The following is a 19454-nucleotide window of genomic DNA, read 5'->3' on the forward strand; positions in this document are numbered from 1 at the left end:
TTGGCAAAAAGTAACAATTTCGGCAATAGAGGCCCAATTAGAAAGAAGGAACCTGAGCACCGTATCAACGAGCATATCCGAGTTCCAGAAGTGCGTTTAGTAGGTGATAATGTAGAACAAGGAGTTTTCCCTACGCGACAAGCTTTAGCGCTCGCTGATGAATTGGAATTGGATTTGGTGGAAATTTCTCCAAACGCTACGCCTCCTGTTTGTAAGATTATCGATTACAGTAAATTCGTATACGAACAAAAGAAAAAGCAAAAAGAAATCAAGGCTAATGCTAAGCAAACCGTGATCAAGGAGATCCGTTTCGGACCTAACACGAGTGAGCACGACTTTGAATTTAAGTTGAAGCATGCCATGCGTTTCTTGGAAAGTGGTGAGAAGGTTCGTGCCTATGTACACTTTAAAGGCCGTGCGATCGTATTTAAGGAACAAGGTGAAATCTTGTTGCTACGTTTCGCTCAAGCTTTGGAAGAATACGGAAAAGTGGAATTGCTACCTAAATTGGAAGGTAAGCGTATGTTCCTGACCTTGGCTCCGAAAGCCGCCGCTAAGAAATAACAAAGTATCTAACAGATTGATATAAAATTTATAGTATTATGCCAAAAATTAAAACCAATTCCAGCGCGAAAAAACGTTTCAAATTGACTGGAACCGGTAAAATTGCAAGAAAAAACGCTTACAAAAGCCACATCTTGACTAAAAAAACAACCAAACAGAAACGTAACTTAACTACAACTAGTTATGTATCTGATGGTGATACAGGCAACGTAAAACGTATGCTTGGTATCGGTAAATAAGTTTTATACAATTTTTTTTTAAATAACAATATTTTTAACCGGGTATCGGGTAGTAAGTTTACTGAAACACGTAACACCTTATACCAAACTAAAATTTAATCATTATGCCACGTTCGGTTAACGCAGTTGCTTCTAGAAGAAGACGTAAAAGAATCCTAAAATTAGCTAAAGGCTATTACGGATCTCGTAGCAAAGTTTATACTATTGCTAAAAATACAGTAGAAAAAGGTTTACAGTACGCTTACCGCGACCGTAAAACCAAAAAACGCGAGTTTAGAGCTTTATGGATCCAACGTATTAACGCTGGAGCTCGTCAACACGGAATTTCTTATTCTCAGTTGATCGGTAAATTAAACGCTAAAAACGTAGGTTTGAACCGTAAGGTTTTGGCTGACTTAGCTTTAAATAACCCAGAGGCTTTCAAAGCAGTTATAGACGCAGTAAAATAAAGATTTTTAAACCGCTGTCAATTTGTTAGGTATTTGAAAAGCCACCCGTTAGGGTGGCTTTTTTAGTATTAAGTAGTTAGTATTTAGTAGTTAGACCTGTGGTTTGATAACCTTGTTGGATTAGGATATGATAGACTTGTTGGATAAGATAACCTTAAAAGATTTGTATATTACATCCTTATTGGGGTTAAGAATTGATTGATGTTTAAAAAGGTTTTAAATTATTTTGAGTATTAAAATTGATTCTTGGAAATGGAATTATTTAATGCATTTTAATTATTAAATTTTCAAAGAATTATAAAGATGCTATTTGTTCATAAAATGGTAACACTAAATTATTTTCTTTTAAAGCACTTATAAAACAAAAAAAAGATTTTTAAACATGGAAATGTTCAAAATCTTTTTTTAAAAAGTTAAAGAAGTAGGGTAGGTGTTAGGCGATAATGATTTTTATGCCTAAGTCTTCAATAGTTTTAACAGTGCTTTGTGATACCTTGCTGTCGGTGATGATGTAATCCACATCGACGAGTTCACAGATTTTGCCGAGTCCGCGTTTTCCGAACTTGCTGCTATCTGCCAGGATAGCGACTTTCTGGGCGGTGTTCAACATTTTTTGGTTAAGTGTTGCTTCTGGAAGGTTGCTGATGGAAATCCCGAAATCCAGATCGATGCCGTCGGCTCCTAAGAACAGGATGCCACAGCTGATCTCATCAAGGATCCGCATGGCGTATTGCCCAGCGACAGAGGAAGAGTTCGGGCGGATCAAGCCACCAAGTTGTAGCACCTCTATGTTTGGTTTGTTACTGAGTTCCAAACTTACCTTAAGTGCTGGTGTTATGACAGTTAAACCGTGTGTCACTTCCAGATTTTTAGCCAATGCAAAAACAGTCGTGCCAGATCCAATCATTATGGAATCGTTGTTTTTGATCAATTTTAAAGCTTCCTGAGCAATTCTTTGCTTCTCCTCATTGTTAATAGTTTCTTTTACGAGGATGGGCCGGTCTATGGCGTATGGGTTGCTGTTTGATGCGCCGCCCTTTATCCTGAACAACAGGTTTTTGTCCTCAAGTACCTTCAAGTCCTTGCGGATCGTGACGCTGGAAACCTTCATGGTTTCGCATAACCAATCGATACTGATCTTTCCTTTGTCTTTTAGTGTCTTGAGGATGAATTCGTGTCTGTCCGTTATATTCATCATAATTCATTTATAAGTTAACTTATGACAAATATAGCCACCTTTTAGCAAGTAATGAATTCTTTTTTTTTATTTAAAAATCTTTTTTTCTATTATTTTCCATACATTTGATTAGGCATTAGCAAATATTATAACCTAATCTTAAATATGTCCAAGTTTACTTTGTCCATCCCCGCTGAAAAGAGGCGTTGGTTCATCATTTTTGTGATTTTCCTAGCCATCGTTTTCAACTATTACGATAGACAGATCGTTTCCATATTAAAACCGATGTTGAAAGAGGAGTTCTCACTAGGTGATGATGGGTATGCGATGGTGCTGAATGTATTTACCATTTTTTATGCGTTGATGTATCCTGTTTCGGGTTGGTTGGTCGATAAGTTTGGAGAAAGAAAGGTGATGCTATGGGGTATTTTAGGTTGGTCGACAGCCTGTCTGGGGGGAGGACTTTCCCGTACATTTGGCTCTTTTCTATTTTTCAGGGGGATGTTAGGTGCTGCGGAACCGACCAATTTCCCTGCTCAATTGAAGGTGGTCACGGTTTGGTTCTCCGGAAAGTTAAGGGCAACCGCCAATAGTCTTTGTGTTGCAGGAAGCAGTATTGGGGCGATCATCGCTCCGCCTTTGGTTGCCTGGCTCGCGATGCAGTATGATTTCCATACGGTTTTCATCGTTGCGGGTATCGTAGGATTAATCATTGCGCTTTTTTGGTTTCTGATCTATACCGAACCGCCGGCTGCAATCAAGCAGGAAGCGGTAGGTCAGGATGCGGCTAAAGGAAATGAGATCGGATTTACCTGGGGGCAGCTCTGGAAAACCAAGTCATTATATGGCATCTTATTGATTCGCTTTGTGAGCGATCCGGTCTGGTATTTTTGCCTTTTCTGGTTACCTGGATATCTACAGGAGGAGAGCGGATTGACATTGGCTCAGATCGGTATGTTCGGTTGGATTCCTTTTCTAGTGGCAGATCTCGGAGCGATTGCTACATCTGCCTGGTCAGATAAAATGGTTAGAAATGGGAAAGAACCGTTGCTTGCCAGGAAGATCATGTTGAGTACGATTGCCGTTCTTGCACCCTTATGTTGTTTAACGACCTATGTCAATAGCCCCTACCTAACGATAGCTATTTTTGCTTTGGTGGCCGTTGCCTGTCTGAGCTGGCTGTTCACAATCTCTGTAGTAATTGCAGAGGCTTTTCCTGTAAAGAATGTGGCTTCGGTATTAGGAATAGCCGGTGGATTTGGTGCCTTAGGCGCGGTTCTGTTCAATTATTTTGTCGGGCAGATGATGGGGTCCTTGGGTGCTGGAACCATCTTTATCGCCATGGCGTTTATGCATCCCGTGGCTGTATTGATATTATGGACCATGGTCCGTAAAGAAAAACCTTCTGATAATGCCCATAAAACACAAGGCTTCCAGGTGAATTAACCAAGACTACAGCATAATTGATAAGAAATCCAGATAAATTAAGATTGAAAAAATAAGTCACATTTAGTTAGCAGATATGAAAGATGTTAAGACCATTTTGGAGCCTGCAAGGGAAACTCCGGTTCGTATGGAAGTGGATGTACTCGTTGTAGGCGGAGGACCAGCAGGAATTATTGCAGCACAAGCGGCTGCATCCGACGGATTGAAAGTCGCATTGATCGATAACCGCAGTTTTGTAGGGGGGAATATGACCATTGGTTTACCTATTCTAGGCTTTTTAGGCCAAAAGGGAAACCAGATCATTAAGGGATTGCCACAAAAATTTATTGATCGCCTGAAAGAAGTCGATGCTGCATCGGAACACAGACCATGCCCGCTGCACATGAGTTTGACTTTGGTCGAACCCGAAGCCGTTAAAAATATCGGTTTAAAAGTATTGGAAGAATCGGGTGTAAAAGTGCTGTTGTATGTTTTCTCTGCAGGAGTGGTGATGGATGGAGATGAGCTGAAAGGCGTGATTATCGAAAGCAAATCAGGAAGGGAAGTGATCCTGGCCAAGACAGTGATCGATTGTACTGGCGATGCGGATGTCGCCTACAAAGCGGGGGTAGCATGTGAGCAAGGGAATGATGTTGGAGGTGCTCAGCCACCGACCTTGATGTTCTGCATGGCCAATGTGGATACCGATAAATTAAGGATGTCCATTGCGGAGGAGCCTAGGACCTATCTTACCGATTTTATTCCTGCGGAATATTTCGGGCAGAACCATCAGTTTATTGTGGTTGGATTGCGCAGTGTGATGGAGAAAGCAAGGGCAGCGGGATATGAATTGCCGGTTGAGCGAACGATTTTGATCACGGGCCTTCGAGAAGGCGAGGTGTGGGTAAATATGTCGCGAATCAATGGAGTAGATGGAACCAATCCAGAAAGCTTGACCTTCGGCGAAATCGAAGGCCGTAAGCAAGTGGAGGAAATCCAACGATACCTGAAAGAATATGTTCCGGGATTTGAAGACTCCCATTTTACCAAAATGGCACCTTTCCTGGGAATCCGCGAGACCCGTCGAATCGTTGGGAATTATGTGATGACCGCGGATGATATCTTAGGATGCCGAAGATTTGATGATGCAGTGGCCGTGGCAAGTTATCCATTGGATATCCATCATCCAGAGGGTGGGGGATGTACTTTGACCTGGTGTGGCGATAGCTATGATATCCCTTATCGCAGTTTGGTGCCTACAAAGGTGAGGAATCTTTTGGTAGCAGGGCGTTCCATTTCCACCACGCATGAAGCCATGTCGGCGATTCGGGTGATGGCGCCATGTATGGCCATGGGCGAGGCGGCAGGAAGAGCCGCAAAACAAGCGGTGAGGAAAGGTATAACACCTGCTGATGTGAATGTGGATGAATTGCGTGCGGAATTGATACAATCAGGAGCTTATCTGGGTGAAAGTGTAGGAATAGATGTAACTTTACTCAAGTAAGGCTACGAAGATTAAAACTGTAAGGTTACTAAATTTTACTCCAATAAGGTTACAAAGAATTATTAAAATGGCTCCAATACCCAAATCCAGTCGAAGGGAGTTTCTGATCAAAGCAGGGCTATTCGCCAGCATCCCTTTTCTGCATCGTTTTGATGTGGAAGCAGCTGAGCATATCCTTCAGACCTCAGAAGCAGGGAAAAATTCCCTGAAAGTGCTTACTTGTAACATCCGGGTGGATCTACCGGAAGATGCTGAAAAAGGATTGGGTTGGAAGGATCGGAGACTCTCTTGTTTGCATGTCATAAAGAAACAGCAGGCAGATCTGATCGGTTTTCAAGAGGTCTTAAGAGGACAGTTTTTAGACCTCAAAGAATCGCTTCCTGATTACTTTGCCTTTGGTTTTGATGGCCCGGAAATGGATAAGTTCAAAGAAGGGTATCATGGGATTGCCAAGAACCCTATCTTTTTCTCTAAAAAGAGGTTTGAACTATTAACTGCTGGGGGATATTGGTTGTCCGAAACTCCACTGCAAGCCGGTAGTTTATCCTGGGGATCTGCTCGCGCTCGGAATGCTACCTGGGTGAGGTTGCTGGATAAGAAAACTAACAAGGAGATCCGATTGATTAATCTTCATTTGGATCATGTTAGTAATGAAGCAAAGGAAAAACAGATGGATGTGGTTTTGAGGGAGGCGGCACAATATCAAGAAGATTTTGTCCAGATCCTTACAGGTGATTTTAATATGGGGATGGATTCGAAAGTGTATGAAAATGTATTGGGGGCGGGATGGGAAGATTGCTTCGTTCCTCGCAATGACGGTCAATCTCGCAAAGGCAGTAATTCTTCCCACGACGGGCAATCTCGCAATGACGGGCAAACTAACAACGACGGTAATTCTTCCAACGAAGGGCAATCTCGCAAGTATGGCCAATATGGCCATGACGGGCAAAGAATAGAAGGAACTACCAATGGATTTAAACCCATAAACGATCCTCGACAAGCCAAAGCCAAAAAAATCGACTTCATTTTTATAAAAGGACCGGTCAAAGCGAGCAGCTCCCAAATCATCAAAGATAAATTAGGGGAAGTATATGCAAGCGACCATTATTTCGTCAATGCCGTTGTAAACTATTCCTAGATTAATATTTGCAATGATTCCGAGGAAAATATGAAATATGAAATATGAAATATGAAAAATGAAAATTGCTAAATGGAAAAATTACACTTAACTCCAAAACTTACCCTTACTCCAAAACTTAATCTAAACAACCCCAAAAAAAGAACAGCTAAAAACTGTTCTTTTTTTAACATAAAATACTTTAAAAATCTTTTTTTATATTAATTTTTATTTATTTTAGTGTAACCAATTCCTGTAATCTAAACAAAAAACTCAAATGGGAAAAGACAATTTATCCAATAAGCTTGGAATACCTGGGAACTTAACTTGGGGATATCTAGGTATTTTAATCTTTATGATGGGCGATGGCGTCGAACAGGGCTGGCTAAGTCCCTACCTGATCGAGCATGGCATGTCGATGGAACAATCAGCGAGCCTATTTACGGTATATGGCATTACCATTGCCATTTCCTCTTGGTTTTCCGGCGTACTGGCCGAAAGTTATGGACCTAGAAAATCCATGGTCATGGGGCTATTGCTGTATATCATCGGTACCATCGGTTTTATTTCCATGGGTATGGCGAAACTGGATTATTCCTCCATGTTGCTGTTTTATGCGATTAGAGGTTTTGGCTATCCCTTATTTGCCTATTCCTTCATGGTCTGGATCAATTATCGAACACCACAAAATATGCTGGGAAGAGCCGTAGGATGGTTCTGGTTTGTATTTACAGGCGGTTTGAACGTCCTAGGCGCTTATTACTCCAGCTGGGCATTGGAGCGATTTGGCTACGAAAATACCCTTTGGAGTTCCATCTTCTGGGTATTGGTAGGCGCATTTTTCGCCCTAGTACTAAACCGCGATAAGTTTGAAACCAAAGCTTCCAAAGAATCAAAGGTCAAAGAACTGGTCAATGGCCTAACCATTGTAAAAAAAGAGCCTAAGGTATTGATCGGAGGCATTGTACGGGTCATCAATACCACCGCCCAATTCGCATTTCCAGTTTTTCTTCCGCTCTATATGGCGGAACACGGTTTTGATACCAAAGAATGGCTACAGATCTGGGGCACCATATTCACCAGTAACATTGCTTTTAACCTAATTTTTGGATTTGTAGGCGACCGTTTGGGCTGGCAAAACACCATCATGTGGTTTGGCGGAATCGGCTGTGCTATCAGTACAGTACTGTTCTACTATTCGCCGGTTTGGTTCGATGGAAGTTATTGGGCCGTAATGGCTGCAGGTATTGCCTGGGGAGCCTTATTGGCAGGCTATGTGCCACTTTCCGCGCTAGTGCCTTCCTTGGTCAAAGAGGATAAAGGCGCCGCCATGGCAATCCTAAACCTAGGAGCAGGACTGCCGGTATTTGTGGGTCCGGCCATTGTTGGCCTTCTGATCGGATCGATTGGATCCGAAGGCGTCATCTGGGTATTGGCGGGTCTCTATGTCATTTCAGCCATATTGACCAAGTTCATCAATATCCCGAAAGAAGAAATCTCCCCTTTAGGAGAAAATAGCAGTTTAAAAGAAAATAGTATTCAAGCATAATTATGAAAGTATTACTTACAGCACCTTACGAGAACGAAAAGGCATTGAATGAGTTGAAAGGTCTTTTTGATGAAGTTATCTATCGATCATGGAAACCCCAAGGCCGTGCCTATAACCCATCAGAATTAAGTGAATTATTAAAGGAAACAGGTGCTGAAGCATTAATTTCAGAGCACGATGAAATTACAGAGCAAGTATTGCGTGCGCATCCAGATCTCAAATTCGTAGGGATCTGCAGAGGTACACCATCAAATATCAACCTAGCCGTAGCTACCGAATTGGGCATTCCAGTGTTCAACACACCTGCCAGGAATGCCCAGGCGGTGGCAGAAATGTTCATCGCCAATGTGATTACCTTAATGCGCAATACCCTGCCGGCCATCAGTTGGTTAGAAGGAAAGCATTGGGGCGAGGGGGCCCATACATCCTACCTGGAATTTAAGGGAAATGAACTGGCCGGAAAAAAAGTTGGAATGGTGGGATTTGGAGCAGTTGGGCAACATATTGCCCGTATGCTACAAAATTTCCCTGCAGAAATCTATTATTACGATCCCTACTATACCGATGAAAACAACGATTACAAGAAGGTGGAACTCCAGGAATTATTCGCCACATGCGATGTCGTTGGTATCCACCTTCCGGTAACACCAGAAACAGAAGGGTTGATCGATAAAAAATACCTGGATCTCCTCAAGGAAGATGCTATTTTTGTGAATACCGCTCGCGCTGTTGTGGTCAATAAAGAGGATTTATTGCATACCATTGAGAACGGTAAGATTAGAGGTGCTGTACTGGATGTGTTCTACCATGAACCACCAGATGAAACGGATTATAAAATGATATTGAACAAACGCGTATTGGCCACGCCACATATCGCTGGGGCAACCCACGAAGTGGAAGACCACCATGCCTTCATCATGAACAATAATCTCCGTGAATTTTTCCGTAAAGGAAATACAGGCATTAAACAATTGGTGAACAAAAATGTATTGGAGAGAATTTCAATTGGCTAAACATGGCAAATAAAGAAGGTTATTTAATTGTTGATATCGGCACAGGAAATGCCCGGGTTGCCGTTGCAGGAACAGACGGCGAATTATGGAGCATCAAACGCGAAAATGTACATTACGAAACAGATGCGAACTATGAGGAATCCATCTATTTCAATCCAGAGGACCTTTGGCGCCAAATATTAAAATTGGCCAAGGAAGCTTTAGCAGAGGCTCCAGAAGTGACTATAAAAGCCATTACCGCTACTAGCCAACGCGAAGGCATCGTGATCATCGATCCATCCGGTAAATCCCTTTTGGGCATGCCGAATATTGACCACCGGGGAAGAAATTGGGAAAAAGATTTGTTGGATAAAGACCTGGTCTATAACCTTTCCGGAAGATACCCAACTTCCCTCTTTTCTGCCTTTAAACTGGTGGGTGTGCGAGAGGTATATCCCGAGATGTATGCTCAGATCGATAAGTTCATGAGCATCAGCGATTGGATTCAATATCAATTTTCAGGAGTTCCTTGTTACGAGCATTCCCAGGCATCTGAAACCCTGTTGTATGATGTGGAGCATAAACAGTGGTCTGCACCTTTAGCCGCATTGTTTAATATTTCTACTTCCATTTTTCCACCTTTATATCAAGCAACTGATATATTAGGGACTATAAAACCGGAAATAGCCCATGAACTAGGCATTAATCCGGAGGCGAAGATTGTGGTAGGTGGTGGGGATACCCAATTGGCTATCCGAAGCATGGAACCATCGGCAAACGATGTGGTCATTGTTTCCGGTACGACCACACCGATCATTAAGATTGTCGGACAATATGAAAAGGATGAGGACCAACGTACTTGGACAAGCCGACATATCGATGAAAACAACTTTATCCTGGAGGCCAATGCAGGGGTTACGGGATTAAACTACCAACGCCTCAAGGAGATTTTCTATCCGAACGAGGGCTATGAGGTAATCGAAAAGGAATTAGAAGATGCTACCTATTCGCAATGTGTGGCTTCTTTAGGCTCGCTTATTGCCGATGAGGATGAGCCGCTGACCAAAGGGGGCTTTATCTTCAATGCGCCGGTATCCCATCAATTGACCCGTGGAAGTTTTGTCTTTGCGATCCTTTGGGATATTGCCTGCAGTATTTACGAGAACTATAAATTTTTGGATGCGGTCTCGCCGCATACCGAATCCTATATCTGGGCATGTGGCGGTGGAGTGGAAAGCCGCAAATTACGACAGTTCATTGCCAACCTGTTCGGGAAAAGCATCAAAATCCGCGATACCTTCCGCCAAGCTTCGGTCTTGGGTGGGGTATTTGTGTGTAATGATGCCCTAGGTGTCGCAAATAAAACCCCAGAACTATTGGAAGAGGTCTTTCCGAAAGACCACGAGGAGTTTGAAAAGTTATACCAGGAATGGAAGAACGCCAGAAAAACCTTTAAACAAGTAGCACATTAATGGATAACTATTTCATAGGTATTGATGTGGGAACCCAAGGAGCGAGGATGGTGCTGGTCGATCAAAAGGGAAACCTCATAGCATCGGATTCCAGGAAGTTTGCCCTCGATGATCGTTTTAGGGAAGAGCAATCTCCGGCAATCTGGTGGAAGGACGTGGAGGAAATGTTGGAAATCCTTTTCCATCAGCTACCTGCTACAATCCAGAAAGAGCATATTAGGGCTATTTCTGTTACTTCTACTTCTGGAACCGTTATCCCTTTAGATAAAAATAACCAACCCATCTACGAAGCGATCATGTACAGTGACCCTCGATCGGAAGAGCAGGGGAAACGCTGTCGCGGAATAGCCTTGCGTCATGTGAAGGATGGTTATACTGGTTTCAATGCATCCAGCGGCATCAGCAAGATGTTGTGGTTCATAGAAACCTATCCCGACAAAGCACAGCAATTGGCTACTTGGATACATGCCTCTGATTTTATGGTCGGTAAATTATCCGGAAATTACCATACAACAGATTATACCAACGTATTAAAATCAGGTTATGATCTCGATAAATTAACCTGGCCAGCCTATATCTCAGAAGAAATAGGTATTAAAAAAGCCTGGTTACAACAGGTGGTTCCATCAGGTACCGTTGTAGGAAAATTGGATGCTGAGCTGGCTGCAACTTGGGGGATTCCCCCCATCGATGTGGTGGTCGGCATGACCGATGGCTGTGCTACACAGATGGCTTCTGGAGCTGTGAAACCCGGCGACTGGAACACCACCATCGGAACCACCTTGGTCATCAAAGGTGTGACGAAAAACAAGGTAGTCGACCCATTAGGAAGACTATACAGCCATCGCCATCCCGAAGGTTATTGGATGCCAGGGGGAGCCAGCAATACCGGAGCTGATTGGATCTCTTTGGATTTCCAGGAGGATTTTCAAAAGCTCACTGCAGCGGCAGAGAATCTTATCCCTACAGGCGAATTAGCATGGCCCTTGAAACAGATTGGCGAACGCTATCCCATTATGGCTCCGCAGGCTAAAGGCTTCGAACCTCAAACAACTGATTGTACAACTTTATTTGCTGCGAATTTGGAAGGGGTAGCCTTTATAGAGCGTTTGGCCTATGAGATCATCGAAGAATTATCTGGCGAGAAAATAGCGGCCATTTATTCGGCCGGTGGAGGAGCAAATTCCGATCTATGGCTAAAAATAAGGGCCTCGGTCATGAATGTACCAACTTATAAATGCAAGGAGGCAAGTGGTGCTTTTGGAGCCGCTATTATGGCTGCATCCTATACCTATTACCAGTCCTTGCAGGAAGCCGCAGCCGAAATGGCTTCCATAGAAAAGAAAGTCATGCCCGATCCAATACTGCATCAGGAATATGAGAAACAATACAACGCCTTTAAACAAAAACTAAAAGATCTAAATTATATTTCATGATAACAATCTGTTTATTGCGACATGGTGAAACAGCCTATAATGCAGATGGAAATAAATACTGTGGTAGAACCGATATCCCCTTAACCGAAAAGGGAATGGCACAAGCCAATAGAATGAAAGCATTATTGAAGGATTATTCCTTTGATCAGGTTTTCTCTTCTCCCTTGATCAGGGCAAGAACAACCGCAGAGATCGCAGCCGGAAATAAGGATCTAGTCCAGACTGATGATCGACTGATCGAGGTGGATTTTGGACAGTGGGAGGGAAAAAGTTCAGAAGAGTTTAGAGCAGAAGATCCAGATTCGTGGAATAATTGGTTATCCGATCCTACGGCTTTCCGAGCGGGGAATACTGGTGAAAATGCTAGTCAGGTGTTGGAGCGTCTGAACGATTTTTATCAGGAACTTATGGATAAATACGATGGACAAACCATCTTGGTTGTAGGGCATAACGGTGTCAATCGTTTATTCATGGCGAGCCAATTGGAAATGCCATTAAGGAACTATAGAAAGATCGTTCAGGAAAACTCCGCATTGACTTTGATAACATTAGATAAACATAATGGCTTTAATTTATTAAAATTGAATGCCTAATTTCGAAACAATCTTATATTTCATGAAAAAATACGTTTCCCTAGCTATGCTTTTCCTGTTGATGATGCCATTTTTTGTGCAGGCACAACAGAAATCCAATTATCTTAATTTTCCTACCGTTCAGGATATGTATGCTTATTTCCGATATGTACCTGGGAAAAAGATCATCTCAGGCCATCGAGGTACCATGGAGCAGGGATTGCCCGAAAATTCCATTCCCGCTATGGCGGCAGTTTTGAAGCATACCCCGGCTATTTTTGAGGTGGATCCACGCTTGAGCAAGGATGGAATTCCGGTGATGGTTCATGATGCTACACTGGATAGAACAACGACGGGAACCGGGAAAGTCGCCGATTATACTTATAAAGAACTGAAGAAATTAAGGTTAAAGGATAAACAGGGAAACAAGACAAAACATAAAATCAATACCTTGGAAGAAATGATCCTTTGGGCAAAGGGCAAAACCATACTCAATTTGGATAAAAAGGATCTTCCCATGGAGATGACTGCTGAAATTATCCGCAAGCACAATGCGTATGCATGGGTCTGGGTGACGGTTCATAACGTGGAGCAGGCGAAGTTTTACTTGGACAAAAATCCTCAGCAATATTTATCTATGCACATCAAAACCGCAAAGGACCTGGAAGCATTTAAGGCTTCGGGATTGCCCTACGACCGCATGATTGTATACATTGGTCCGGAAATCAAGGAATCCAACCAAGCGATGTACGACTTCTTTAAAGAAAAAGGCGTTCTATGCATGATTTCCACGGCGCCAACTTACGACAAATTGGAAAGCAAAGCGGAAAGAGCAGCGAAATATAGAGCCGTTTTTGCGGATGGAGCCACCATTCTGGAGTCCGATCTTCCGATCGAGGTGAGCCAAGCCATTCGGTAATTATATTTCCTACGATTTAAAATAAATTAATCAGTATATTCGTATACTGATTATTACAGATGAGACTACCAATTATTATTGCAATCTGCGCAGCTTGGCTGTGCAGCTATGTTACTGCATTAGCACAAACTCCAAAAATCCAAAAGGCTAATACCCCAAATTGGTTATTGCCTTCCAGCATTAAACCCCAAGTTGTGGATCTTGACGATATCAGTTTGGGTTATTATTATGAATCGACGATAGATCAGGTCCACCTAGGACAACAAACTTCCTATTATAAGGAAGTAAAAGTAATCACCGATGATTCGGGGATTGAATATGCCGGACAAGTGAATGTCAATTTTGATCCAACCTACCAACGGTTGGTTTTTCATGAAGTTCAGATCTTGAGGGGTAACCAGGTATTAGACCGTTTGGATATTTCCCGGTTTCGGGTCCTGGCCACCGAAACCGATTTAAGTCGATTTCTTTACAACGGTACCTATACTGCCCATCTTATTCTCGATGATTTAAGAAAGGGGGATAAGATCCAAATCGCTTATTCCTTGATCGGATTTAACCCCGTCTTTGGCGGTAAATATTCTGGCGAATATTATTTTACCTCCGGGGAGCCGATGGGTAAGGCACAGGTGGTGTATATTGTGCCTGATTCCCGAAAACTTAATATCCGCCGGTTGAATGATGTTCCGGTAGAGAAAACTAAAAAGCAGGGCGGTCTCACCTATATCTATTGGGATTTTCACCCGAGTGTTTCCGATGAATATATCCCAACGACACCAAGTTGGTTTAGCCAATCAGGTAAATTGGAAGTCTCCGAATTTTCCACTTGGCAAGAAGTATCGGATTGGGCCACGAAGGTCAATCCGATTCCAACAATCAAAGCAGGATCACCCATTGCTAAATTTGTGGATGAACAATGGGCGAAAGCCAAAGGGAATAAAGAAACCTTTTTGGAGTACTGTTTAAATTTTGTGCAGGATGAAGTCAGGTATATGGGTATCGAAATGGGGGAGCATTCCCACCTTGCCCATGCTCCAGAAAAAGTATTTAATCAGCGGTATGGCGATTGTAAGGATAAATCCCTCTTGCTGGCGGCAATGTTGAAATATAAAAACATCAAGTCTTCCCTTGTTTTAGCGAATACCTACCAGGATAAAGAATTGAACAAGCGCTTACCTAGTCCATACGCTTTCAACCATATGGTCATTCGCGTGGATATGGAGGGGCATAATAAATTCTTGGACCCAACCATTAGCCATCAAGGATCTTTGCCTTTAGATCGCTTCTTTCCTTATTATGGCGAAGTGTTAGTGCTTAATGAGGGGAACAAATTAATGGAAGTTCCAAAACCAAACGGCCAAGAGATGATAGTGGAGGATATCATCCATATGATATTGGGTGATAAGGTTCGTCTGGATGTAATGACAATCTATAAAGGTAGTCAGGCGGATGAGATGCGGGCTAACCTCAAACAATCTTCTAAAAATCAATTACAGAAGGATTACGAAAACTATTATGAGGAATTATATCAGGATGTAAAACGGATTAAGCCTTTAACCATCCAGGATGATAGGAAGAAAAATGAGATCATTGTGATGGAAAGTTACGAGATCGATGATTTCTTTATCCAGGAAGAAGGTAATCAACGGAAAATGGTGCCTGCCTATGCCAAGACAATTTATGATCGTTTGCCCCAGGTAGAAAATAAGGTGAAGGCTCCAATCGCTGTCCCTTTTCCGATTAAAATTTCCCATACGGTGAAGATCATCAACAAGGATAATAAACCATTAAGTTATTTTCAGGAAAAAATAAATGGATCCAGCGATTATTATCAGTTGGATCATGAGGTGTATACCCAAGAAGATACCTTAGTTTCTACCAATATAATGGAATTCTATGATAGCTTTCTTCCAGCAGAAGAAGCATTGATCTACGCAAAAGATTATGAAAAAAGCAATATACCGCTTTGGTATAGCTTCTATTTAAACGACGATGGAAGTCTTTATGTGAATACTGTTTTGGAAGGTATAAATGTTAATTTTTGGGCGTTTGCATATTTTTTCCTGATCATTCTGCTAACGATAGGTTTTATCTACATAAAATACAATAAATCGAAACCTTTCCTTCGGACCAACGATCCTTCATTGCCGATCTATACGGGTATTGGGGGGTGGATGATCGTTGTTCTGATCGGGGTCATCCTTGCTCCGTTACTTTCCCTATCTAATCTTTTTTCGCACGATTCCGTTCTTATGGAAAAATCCTGGGCAGCAATCGAATTTCAACCAAAGGCTGATCAATTACCTTTATGGTTATTTCAAGGTTTTTCATTAACTTTTTCAGCAATAGCCCTTACCTTCACTGTCTATCTTGTTATTATCTTTTTCCAGAGACGGGATATATTTCCACAGACATTTATAATTTTTAGAATTTCCATGTTGGTGTTTATCATTATTCACCTTTTCTTTTTGTATAAATTCAAACTTGGTGCTCAAACCTATATTCCTAAATTCATTGGAGACATGATTGGGACCTTGCTTATCGTGGCATACATTTATTTTTCCAATAGATCAAGAGGTACATTTGTTGTACCTTATCTAAAAAAAGAGAGCAAGTTTTAAAGCTTGCTCTCTTTTTTTATTTTTCTTTTTACCGTAGTCGGTTTTGCTAATTGTTTGGCTTCGTATTGCCTCTCCAGATATTTGATGATCTCCGCAGCGATATCCTTTCCGGTAGCATTTTCAATACCTTCCAAACCAGGGGAGGAGTTTACCTCCAAGATCAACGGACCACGTGCTGATGGCAACATATCCACTCCGGCAACGGTTAATCCCATGGCTTTTGCTGCGGCAATGGCAGTCTGTCTTTCCTTTAACGTTAATTTTACCACTTCGGCGGTACCACCTCGATGTAGGTTCGAACGGAATTCTCCTTCTTTGGCAGTACGCTTCATAGCGCCGACCACTTTACCATCCACCACAAATGCACGAATATCAGAGCCTTTCGCCTCCTTGATGTATTCCTGGATCAGGATGTTGTTTCCTAAACCATAGAACGCTTCGATCACCGAAGATGCGGCTTTCTTGGTCTCTGCCAATACCACACCGATACCTTGGGTTCCTTCCAACAGTTTGATCACGAGCGGTGCACCACCAACCATGTTGATCAAATCGTCTACATTGGCGGCAGTCCTTGCAAATCCGGTAATCGGAAGTCCCAATCCAGCGCCGGAAAGGATCTGCATACAGCGCAGTTTATCCCTGGACCTGGTAATGGCCTGGCTCTGGTTAGCGGAAATTACATCCATTACTTCGAACTGGCGGACAATCGCTGAACCGTAGAAGGTTACCGAATTACCGATACGTGGAATAATGGCATCTATGGCAGGCATGTCCTGGCCTTTATAGTGCATGGTAGGTTCGCCTTGGCGAATCCCTACGTAACATTTGCTATGGTCTATGACTTCGCACTCATGTCCTCTGCTGATCGCAGCCTCTACGAGGCGTCGTGTAGAATATAACGACTTATTAGTCGATAAAACGGCTATTTTCACTGTTGCTTTTTGTATAAAACTTATAATGATTATATCATATTGGATGCCAAATTTTTCTTAGATACATCCACAAGAAATTTTCCTGTAATAAAGTTTCGACCTAATAACATGGGGTAGGACATGGCTGAACGGTCGCGAAAAGACAATTTAATGTCGTATAGCTCGTTAAACATGCGAACTTTGGTCAAGAAGATATAGCGGATCTCTGATTGCCCAAAAGAACTCTTTACGGTTCTCTCGCGGTGCACAGGGAATGTAAGTTTCAAAACCTGATCACTTTCCAGGTTCGGGCGGATATGCCCGATGATATACAAGTGACCTTTTCGTTTTACCACCTCCATCTGTTCACAATGAAGGACAGAGGTTTCTGCTCCCGTATCCGTTTTCGCCTCGATATTGTAAAGGCCCAACTCGGGTAAATCAATGATTTCTGTTCTTCCGATGATCTTCTTGCCCTTCACGCACAAAGATTTTACTCGTAAATAAATTCTCCGTATGGGGAGCGAATCGTCACTTGTTTTTGCGTTGATTCTTCCACACGACCGATGATCTGGGCTGGAATACCAAAGGATTCAGAAATCTGGATGATATCAGCAGCAATTGCTTCCGGTACATAAAGTTCCATACGGTGACCCATATTGAATACTTTGTACATCTCCTTCCAGTCGGTATTGGATTCTTTTTGAATCAATTCGAAAAGGGGAGGGATCGGAAATAGATTATCCTTGATGACATGTACCTTGTCTACGAAGTGCAACACTTTCGTCTGCGCACCTCCCGAACAATGTACCATCCCATCAATCTGCGAACGGTATTTGTCCAAAATCTGTTTGATAACAGGGGCGTAGGTCCGGGTAGCCGATAAAACCAATTTTCCGGCGGTCACCTCTTCACCTGTTTCTACTTTAATTTTATCTGTTAAGGCTTTTCCACCAGCAAATACCAGATCGTATGGTACTGCCGGATCAAAACTTTCCGGGTATTTTTCTGCAATATATTTACTGAATACATCGTGACGGGCAGATGTCAAACCGTTGGATCCCATTCCACCATTGTATTCTTTTTCGTAGGATGCCTTGCCATTTGATGCAAGACCCACGATCACATTTCCAGCTTTGATGCGGTGATTGGAGATTACGTCCTCCCGTTTCATCCTACAGGTCACGGTACTATCCACGATGATCGTACGAACGATATCGCCCACATCAGCGGTTTCACCACCGGTGGAATAGATACCAATACCCATTTCACGCAATTCGGCCAAGATTTCTTCTGTTCCGTTGATGATCTCTGCGATCACCTCTCCTGGAATCAGGTTTTTGTTTCTACCGATGGTAGAAGATAATAAGATGTTGTCGATGGCTCCAACGCAAAGCAGGTCATCCAGGTTCATGATGATGGCATCCTGCGCAATACCTTTCCAAACCGAAAGATCGCCGGTTTCCTTCCAGTAAACATACGCTAAGGAAGATTTTGTTCCAGCGCCATCCGCATGCATGATGTTGCACCAAGCTTCATCAGCACCCAATATATCCGGGATGATTTTACAGAAGGCTTGGGGATATAAACCTTTGTCAATATTTTTTATTGCATTGTGTACATCCTCTTTCCCTGCGGATACACCTCGTTGATTGTATTTTAAATCTGACATCTTGATGCAAAAATAAACAAACCAAGCGATTAAACCGAATGTTTTTCTATCCTGCCTTAGCGGAAATCAAAAGGGTCAAATTTATGTAAATCGGATTCCTCCTGATTGTTATTCATCAATTGGAAGGAAAAGGTATCTCCCAAACTGATCAATTCGCTTATTTTATTGATTTTAAGTTTTTTATAGATCGTTTTGCTATGCGTCTGCACGGTGGAGGTGGAAATAAACAATCGACCTGCAATTTCTTTTTTACTTACGCCATCGATCAGGAGTTGAGCAATCTCTTTTTCCCTGCTCGTCAGCTGATTGATCAGGTCTAATTTGCTGGTGCTGCCCTTTTCCGAACTTTCTTTTGCTACGGTTATTGCAAATTTCGGTTTTCCATTCTCCGTTCTGATGATGGTTTTGGAAGTCCCGATCACCAATTTAAATTCCTTGCTATGGTGAAGGAGTTTATAATCCAGGTTAAGGTAGGAAGGTTTATCCTTACGGAAGAAAGTCAGGGAATTCAATAAACTGTGGTAAGTGCTGGTATGAATGGTCTGCAGGTAATAAAGGTAATCCATGCCGGTCAACCAATTTTTTTGAAATCCATAGAACAGCCGCATGGCATCATTGATACCGATAGGCCGATAGAATTCCACATCATGAATCGTAATCAGATAGGGGGAGCTATTGATCAGATCCATAAACTCCTCCGTTCGAACACTGGAAGTATTGGAAAGATTTGCCGATTTGATCTGCAGAACAAGCTGCTCTAAGGCATCTTCTAATTCCTTAAATCTCATAATAATTGGATGTGCTAATAATGGTTTCTTGAAGTTACGTCATTATA

The 19454-nt window shown here is 42.3% G+C and carries 18 protein-coding genes; 13 read left to right on the forward strand and 5 right to left on the reverse strand.

Features of this window, described 5'->3' with window-relative positions; translation table 11 throughout:
- The 3 genes from infC to rplT all read left to right on the forward strand — a co-directional run bounded on the left by infC (position 1) and on the right by rplT (position 1252).
- On the forward strand, positions 1 to 564 hold the full coding sequence (gene infC, locus E3D81_RS10935; RefSeq protein WP_245153202.1) for a translation initiation factor IF-3: 564 nt from the start codon (positions 1 to 3) through the stop codon (positions 562 to 564).
- A gap of 38 nt (positions 565 to 602) precedes the next feature.
- Positions 603 to 803 (forward strand): 50S ribosomal protein L35, encoded by a 201-nt coding sequence (gene rpmI, locus E3D81_RS10940; protein ID WP_099365780.1) that lies wholly within the window; start codon positions 603 to 605, stop codon positions 801 to 803.
- Between the two features lie 104 nt (positions 804 to 907).
- On the forward strand, positions 908 to 1252 hold the full coding sequence (gene rplT / locus E3D81_RS10945) for a 50S ribosomal protein L20 (protein ID WP_099365781.1): 345 nt from the start codon (positions 908 to 910) through the stop codon (positions 1250 to 1252).
- 433 nt (positions 1253 to 1685) lie between these two features.
- Here rplT and E3D81_RS10950 read toward each other — a convergent pair whose 3' ends face one another.
- The gene (locus tag E3D81_RS10950) at positions 1686 to 2450 is read right to left on the reverse strand and encodes a DeoR/GlpR family DNA-binding transcription regulator (protein ID WP_209023057.1); all 765 of its coding nucleotides are present in this window, start codon (positions 2448 to 2450) and stop codon (positions 1686 to 1688) included.
- A 144-nt stretch (positions 2451 to 2594) separates the two neighbouring features.
- Here E3D81_RS10950 and E3D81_RS10955 point away from each other — a divergent pair, with 144 nt between their 5' ends.
- The 10 genes from E3D81_RS10955 (at position 2595) to E3D81_RS11000 (ending at position 16036) form a co-directional block, all read left to right on the forward strand.
- On the forward strand, positions 2595 to 3875 hold the full coding sequence (locus E3D81_RS10955) for an MFS transporter (protein WP_134777394.1): 1281 nt from the start codon (positions 2595 to 2597) through the stop codon (positions 3873 to 3875).
- Positions 3876 to 3951: 76 nt separating this feature from the next.
- Positions 3952 to 5358, forward strand: coding sequence for an FAD-dependent oxidoreductase (locus E3D81_RS10960; protein WP_134777395.1), 1407 nt, complete (start codon positions 3952 to 3954; stop codon positions 5356 to 5358).
- A gap of 67 nt (positions 5359 to 5425) precedes the next feature.
- Positions 5426 to 6496 (forward strand): endonuclease/exonuclease/phosphatase family protein, encoded by a 1071-nt coding sequence (locus tag E3D81_RS10965; RefSeq protein ID WP_134777396.1) that lies wholly within the window; start codon positions 5426 to 5428, stop codon positions 6494 to 6496.
- Positions 6497 to 6752: 256 nt separating this feature from the next.
- On the forward strand, positions 6753 to 8024 hold the full coding sequence (locus E3D81_RS10970) for an MFS transporter (protein WP_209023058.1): 1272 nt from the start codon (positions 6753 to 6755) through the stop codon (positions 8022 to 8024).
- Between the two features lie 2 nt (positions 8025 to 8026).
- Positions 8027 to 9037, forward strand: a complete 1011-nt coding sequence (locus tag E3D81_RS10975; RefSeq protein ID WP_134777397.1) for a 2-hydroxyacid dehydrogenase — start codon at positions 8027 to 8029, stop codon at positions 9035 to 9037.
- Between the two features lie 2 nt (positions 9038 to 9039).
- A complete protein-coding gene (locus E3D81_RS10980; RefSeq protein WP_134777398.1) occupies positions 9040 to 10488 on the forward strand; it encodes an FGGY-family carbohydrate kinase in 1449 nt (482 codons plus the stop codon).
- Positions 10488 to 11924, forward strand: a complete 1437-nt coding sequence (locus tag E3D81_RS10985; RefSeq protein WP_134777399.1) for an FGGY-family carbohydrate kinase — start codon at positions 10488 to 10490, stop codon at positions 11922 to 11924. The genes E3D81_RS10980 and E3D81_RS10985 overlap by 1 nt, the downstream gene beginning before the upstream one ends.
- Positions 11921 to 12517: a histidine phosphatase family protein gene (locus tag E3D81_RS10990; RefSeq protein WP_134777400.1), complete on the forward strand. Its 597-nt coding sequence runs from the start codon at positions 11921 to 11923 to the stop codon at positions 12515 to 12517. The genes E3D81_RS10985 and E3D81_RS10990 overlap by 4 nt, the downstream gene beginning before the upstream one ends.
- A 22-nt stretch (positions 12518 to 12539) precedes the next feature.
- Positions 12540 to 13415 (forward strand): glycerophosphodiester phosphodiesterase family protein, encoded by an 876-nt coding sequence (locus E3D81_RS10995; protein WP_134777401.1) that lies wholly within the window; start codon positions 12540 to 12542, stop codon positions 13413 to 13415.
- A gap of 59 nt (positions 13416 to 13474) precedes the next feature.
- Positions 13475 to 16036: a DUF3857 domain-containing protein gene (locus tag E3D81_RS11000; protein WP_134777402.1), complete on the forward strand. Its 2562-nt coding sequence runs from the start codon at positions 13475 to 13477 to the stop codon at positions 16034 to 16036.
- Here the strand turns inward: E3D81_RS11000 and rimK are convergent.
- Genes rimK through E3D81_RS11020 form a run of 4 tightly spaced genes read right to left on the reverse strand, consistent with a single transcriptional unit; the run spans position 16033 to position 19407 of the window.
- Entirely contained in the window at positions 16033 to 16968 is a 936-nt protein-coding gene (gene rimK / locus E3D81_RS11005; RefSeq protein ID WP_099365790.1) for a 30S ribosomal protein S6--L-glutamate ligase, read from the reverse strand. The two genes, E3D81_RS11000 and rimK, sit on opposite strands and share 4 nt — an antisense overlap.
- Before the next feature lie 29 nt (positions 16969 to 16997).
- Positions 16998 to 17429 (reverse strand): ATP-dependent zinc protease, encoded by a 432-nt coding sequence (locus E3D81_RS11010; protein ID WP_099365791.1) that lies wholly within the window; start codon positions 17427 to 17429, stop codon positions 16998 to 17000.
- An 11-nt stretch (positions 17430 to 17440) separates the two neighbouring features.
- Positions 17441 to 18619, reverse strand: a complete 1179-nt coding sequence (locus E3D81_RS11015) for an AIR synthase related protein (protein ID WP_099365792.1) — start codon at positions 18617 to 18619, stop codon at positions 17441 to 17443.
- 56 nt (positions 18620 to 18675) lie between these two features.
- Positions 18676 to 19407 carry a helix-turn-helix transcriptional regulator gene (locus E3D81_RS11020; protein ID WP_134777403.1) on the reverse strand — a complete coding sequence of 244 codons (732 nt, stop codon included), beginning with the start codon at positions 19405 to 19407 and terminating at the stop codon, positions 18676 to 18678.
- Positions 19408 to 19454: the final 47 nt, after the last annotated feature.

The sequence above is a fragment of the Sphingobacterium sp. CZ-2 genome (genome assembly GCF_004526235.1).
In the GTDB taxonomy this organism is placed as follows: domain Bacteria; phylum Bacteroidota; class Bacteroidia; order Sphingobacteriales; family Sphingobacteriaceae; genus Sphingobacterium; species Sphingobacterium tenebrionis.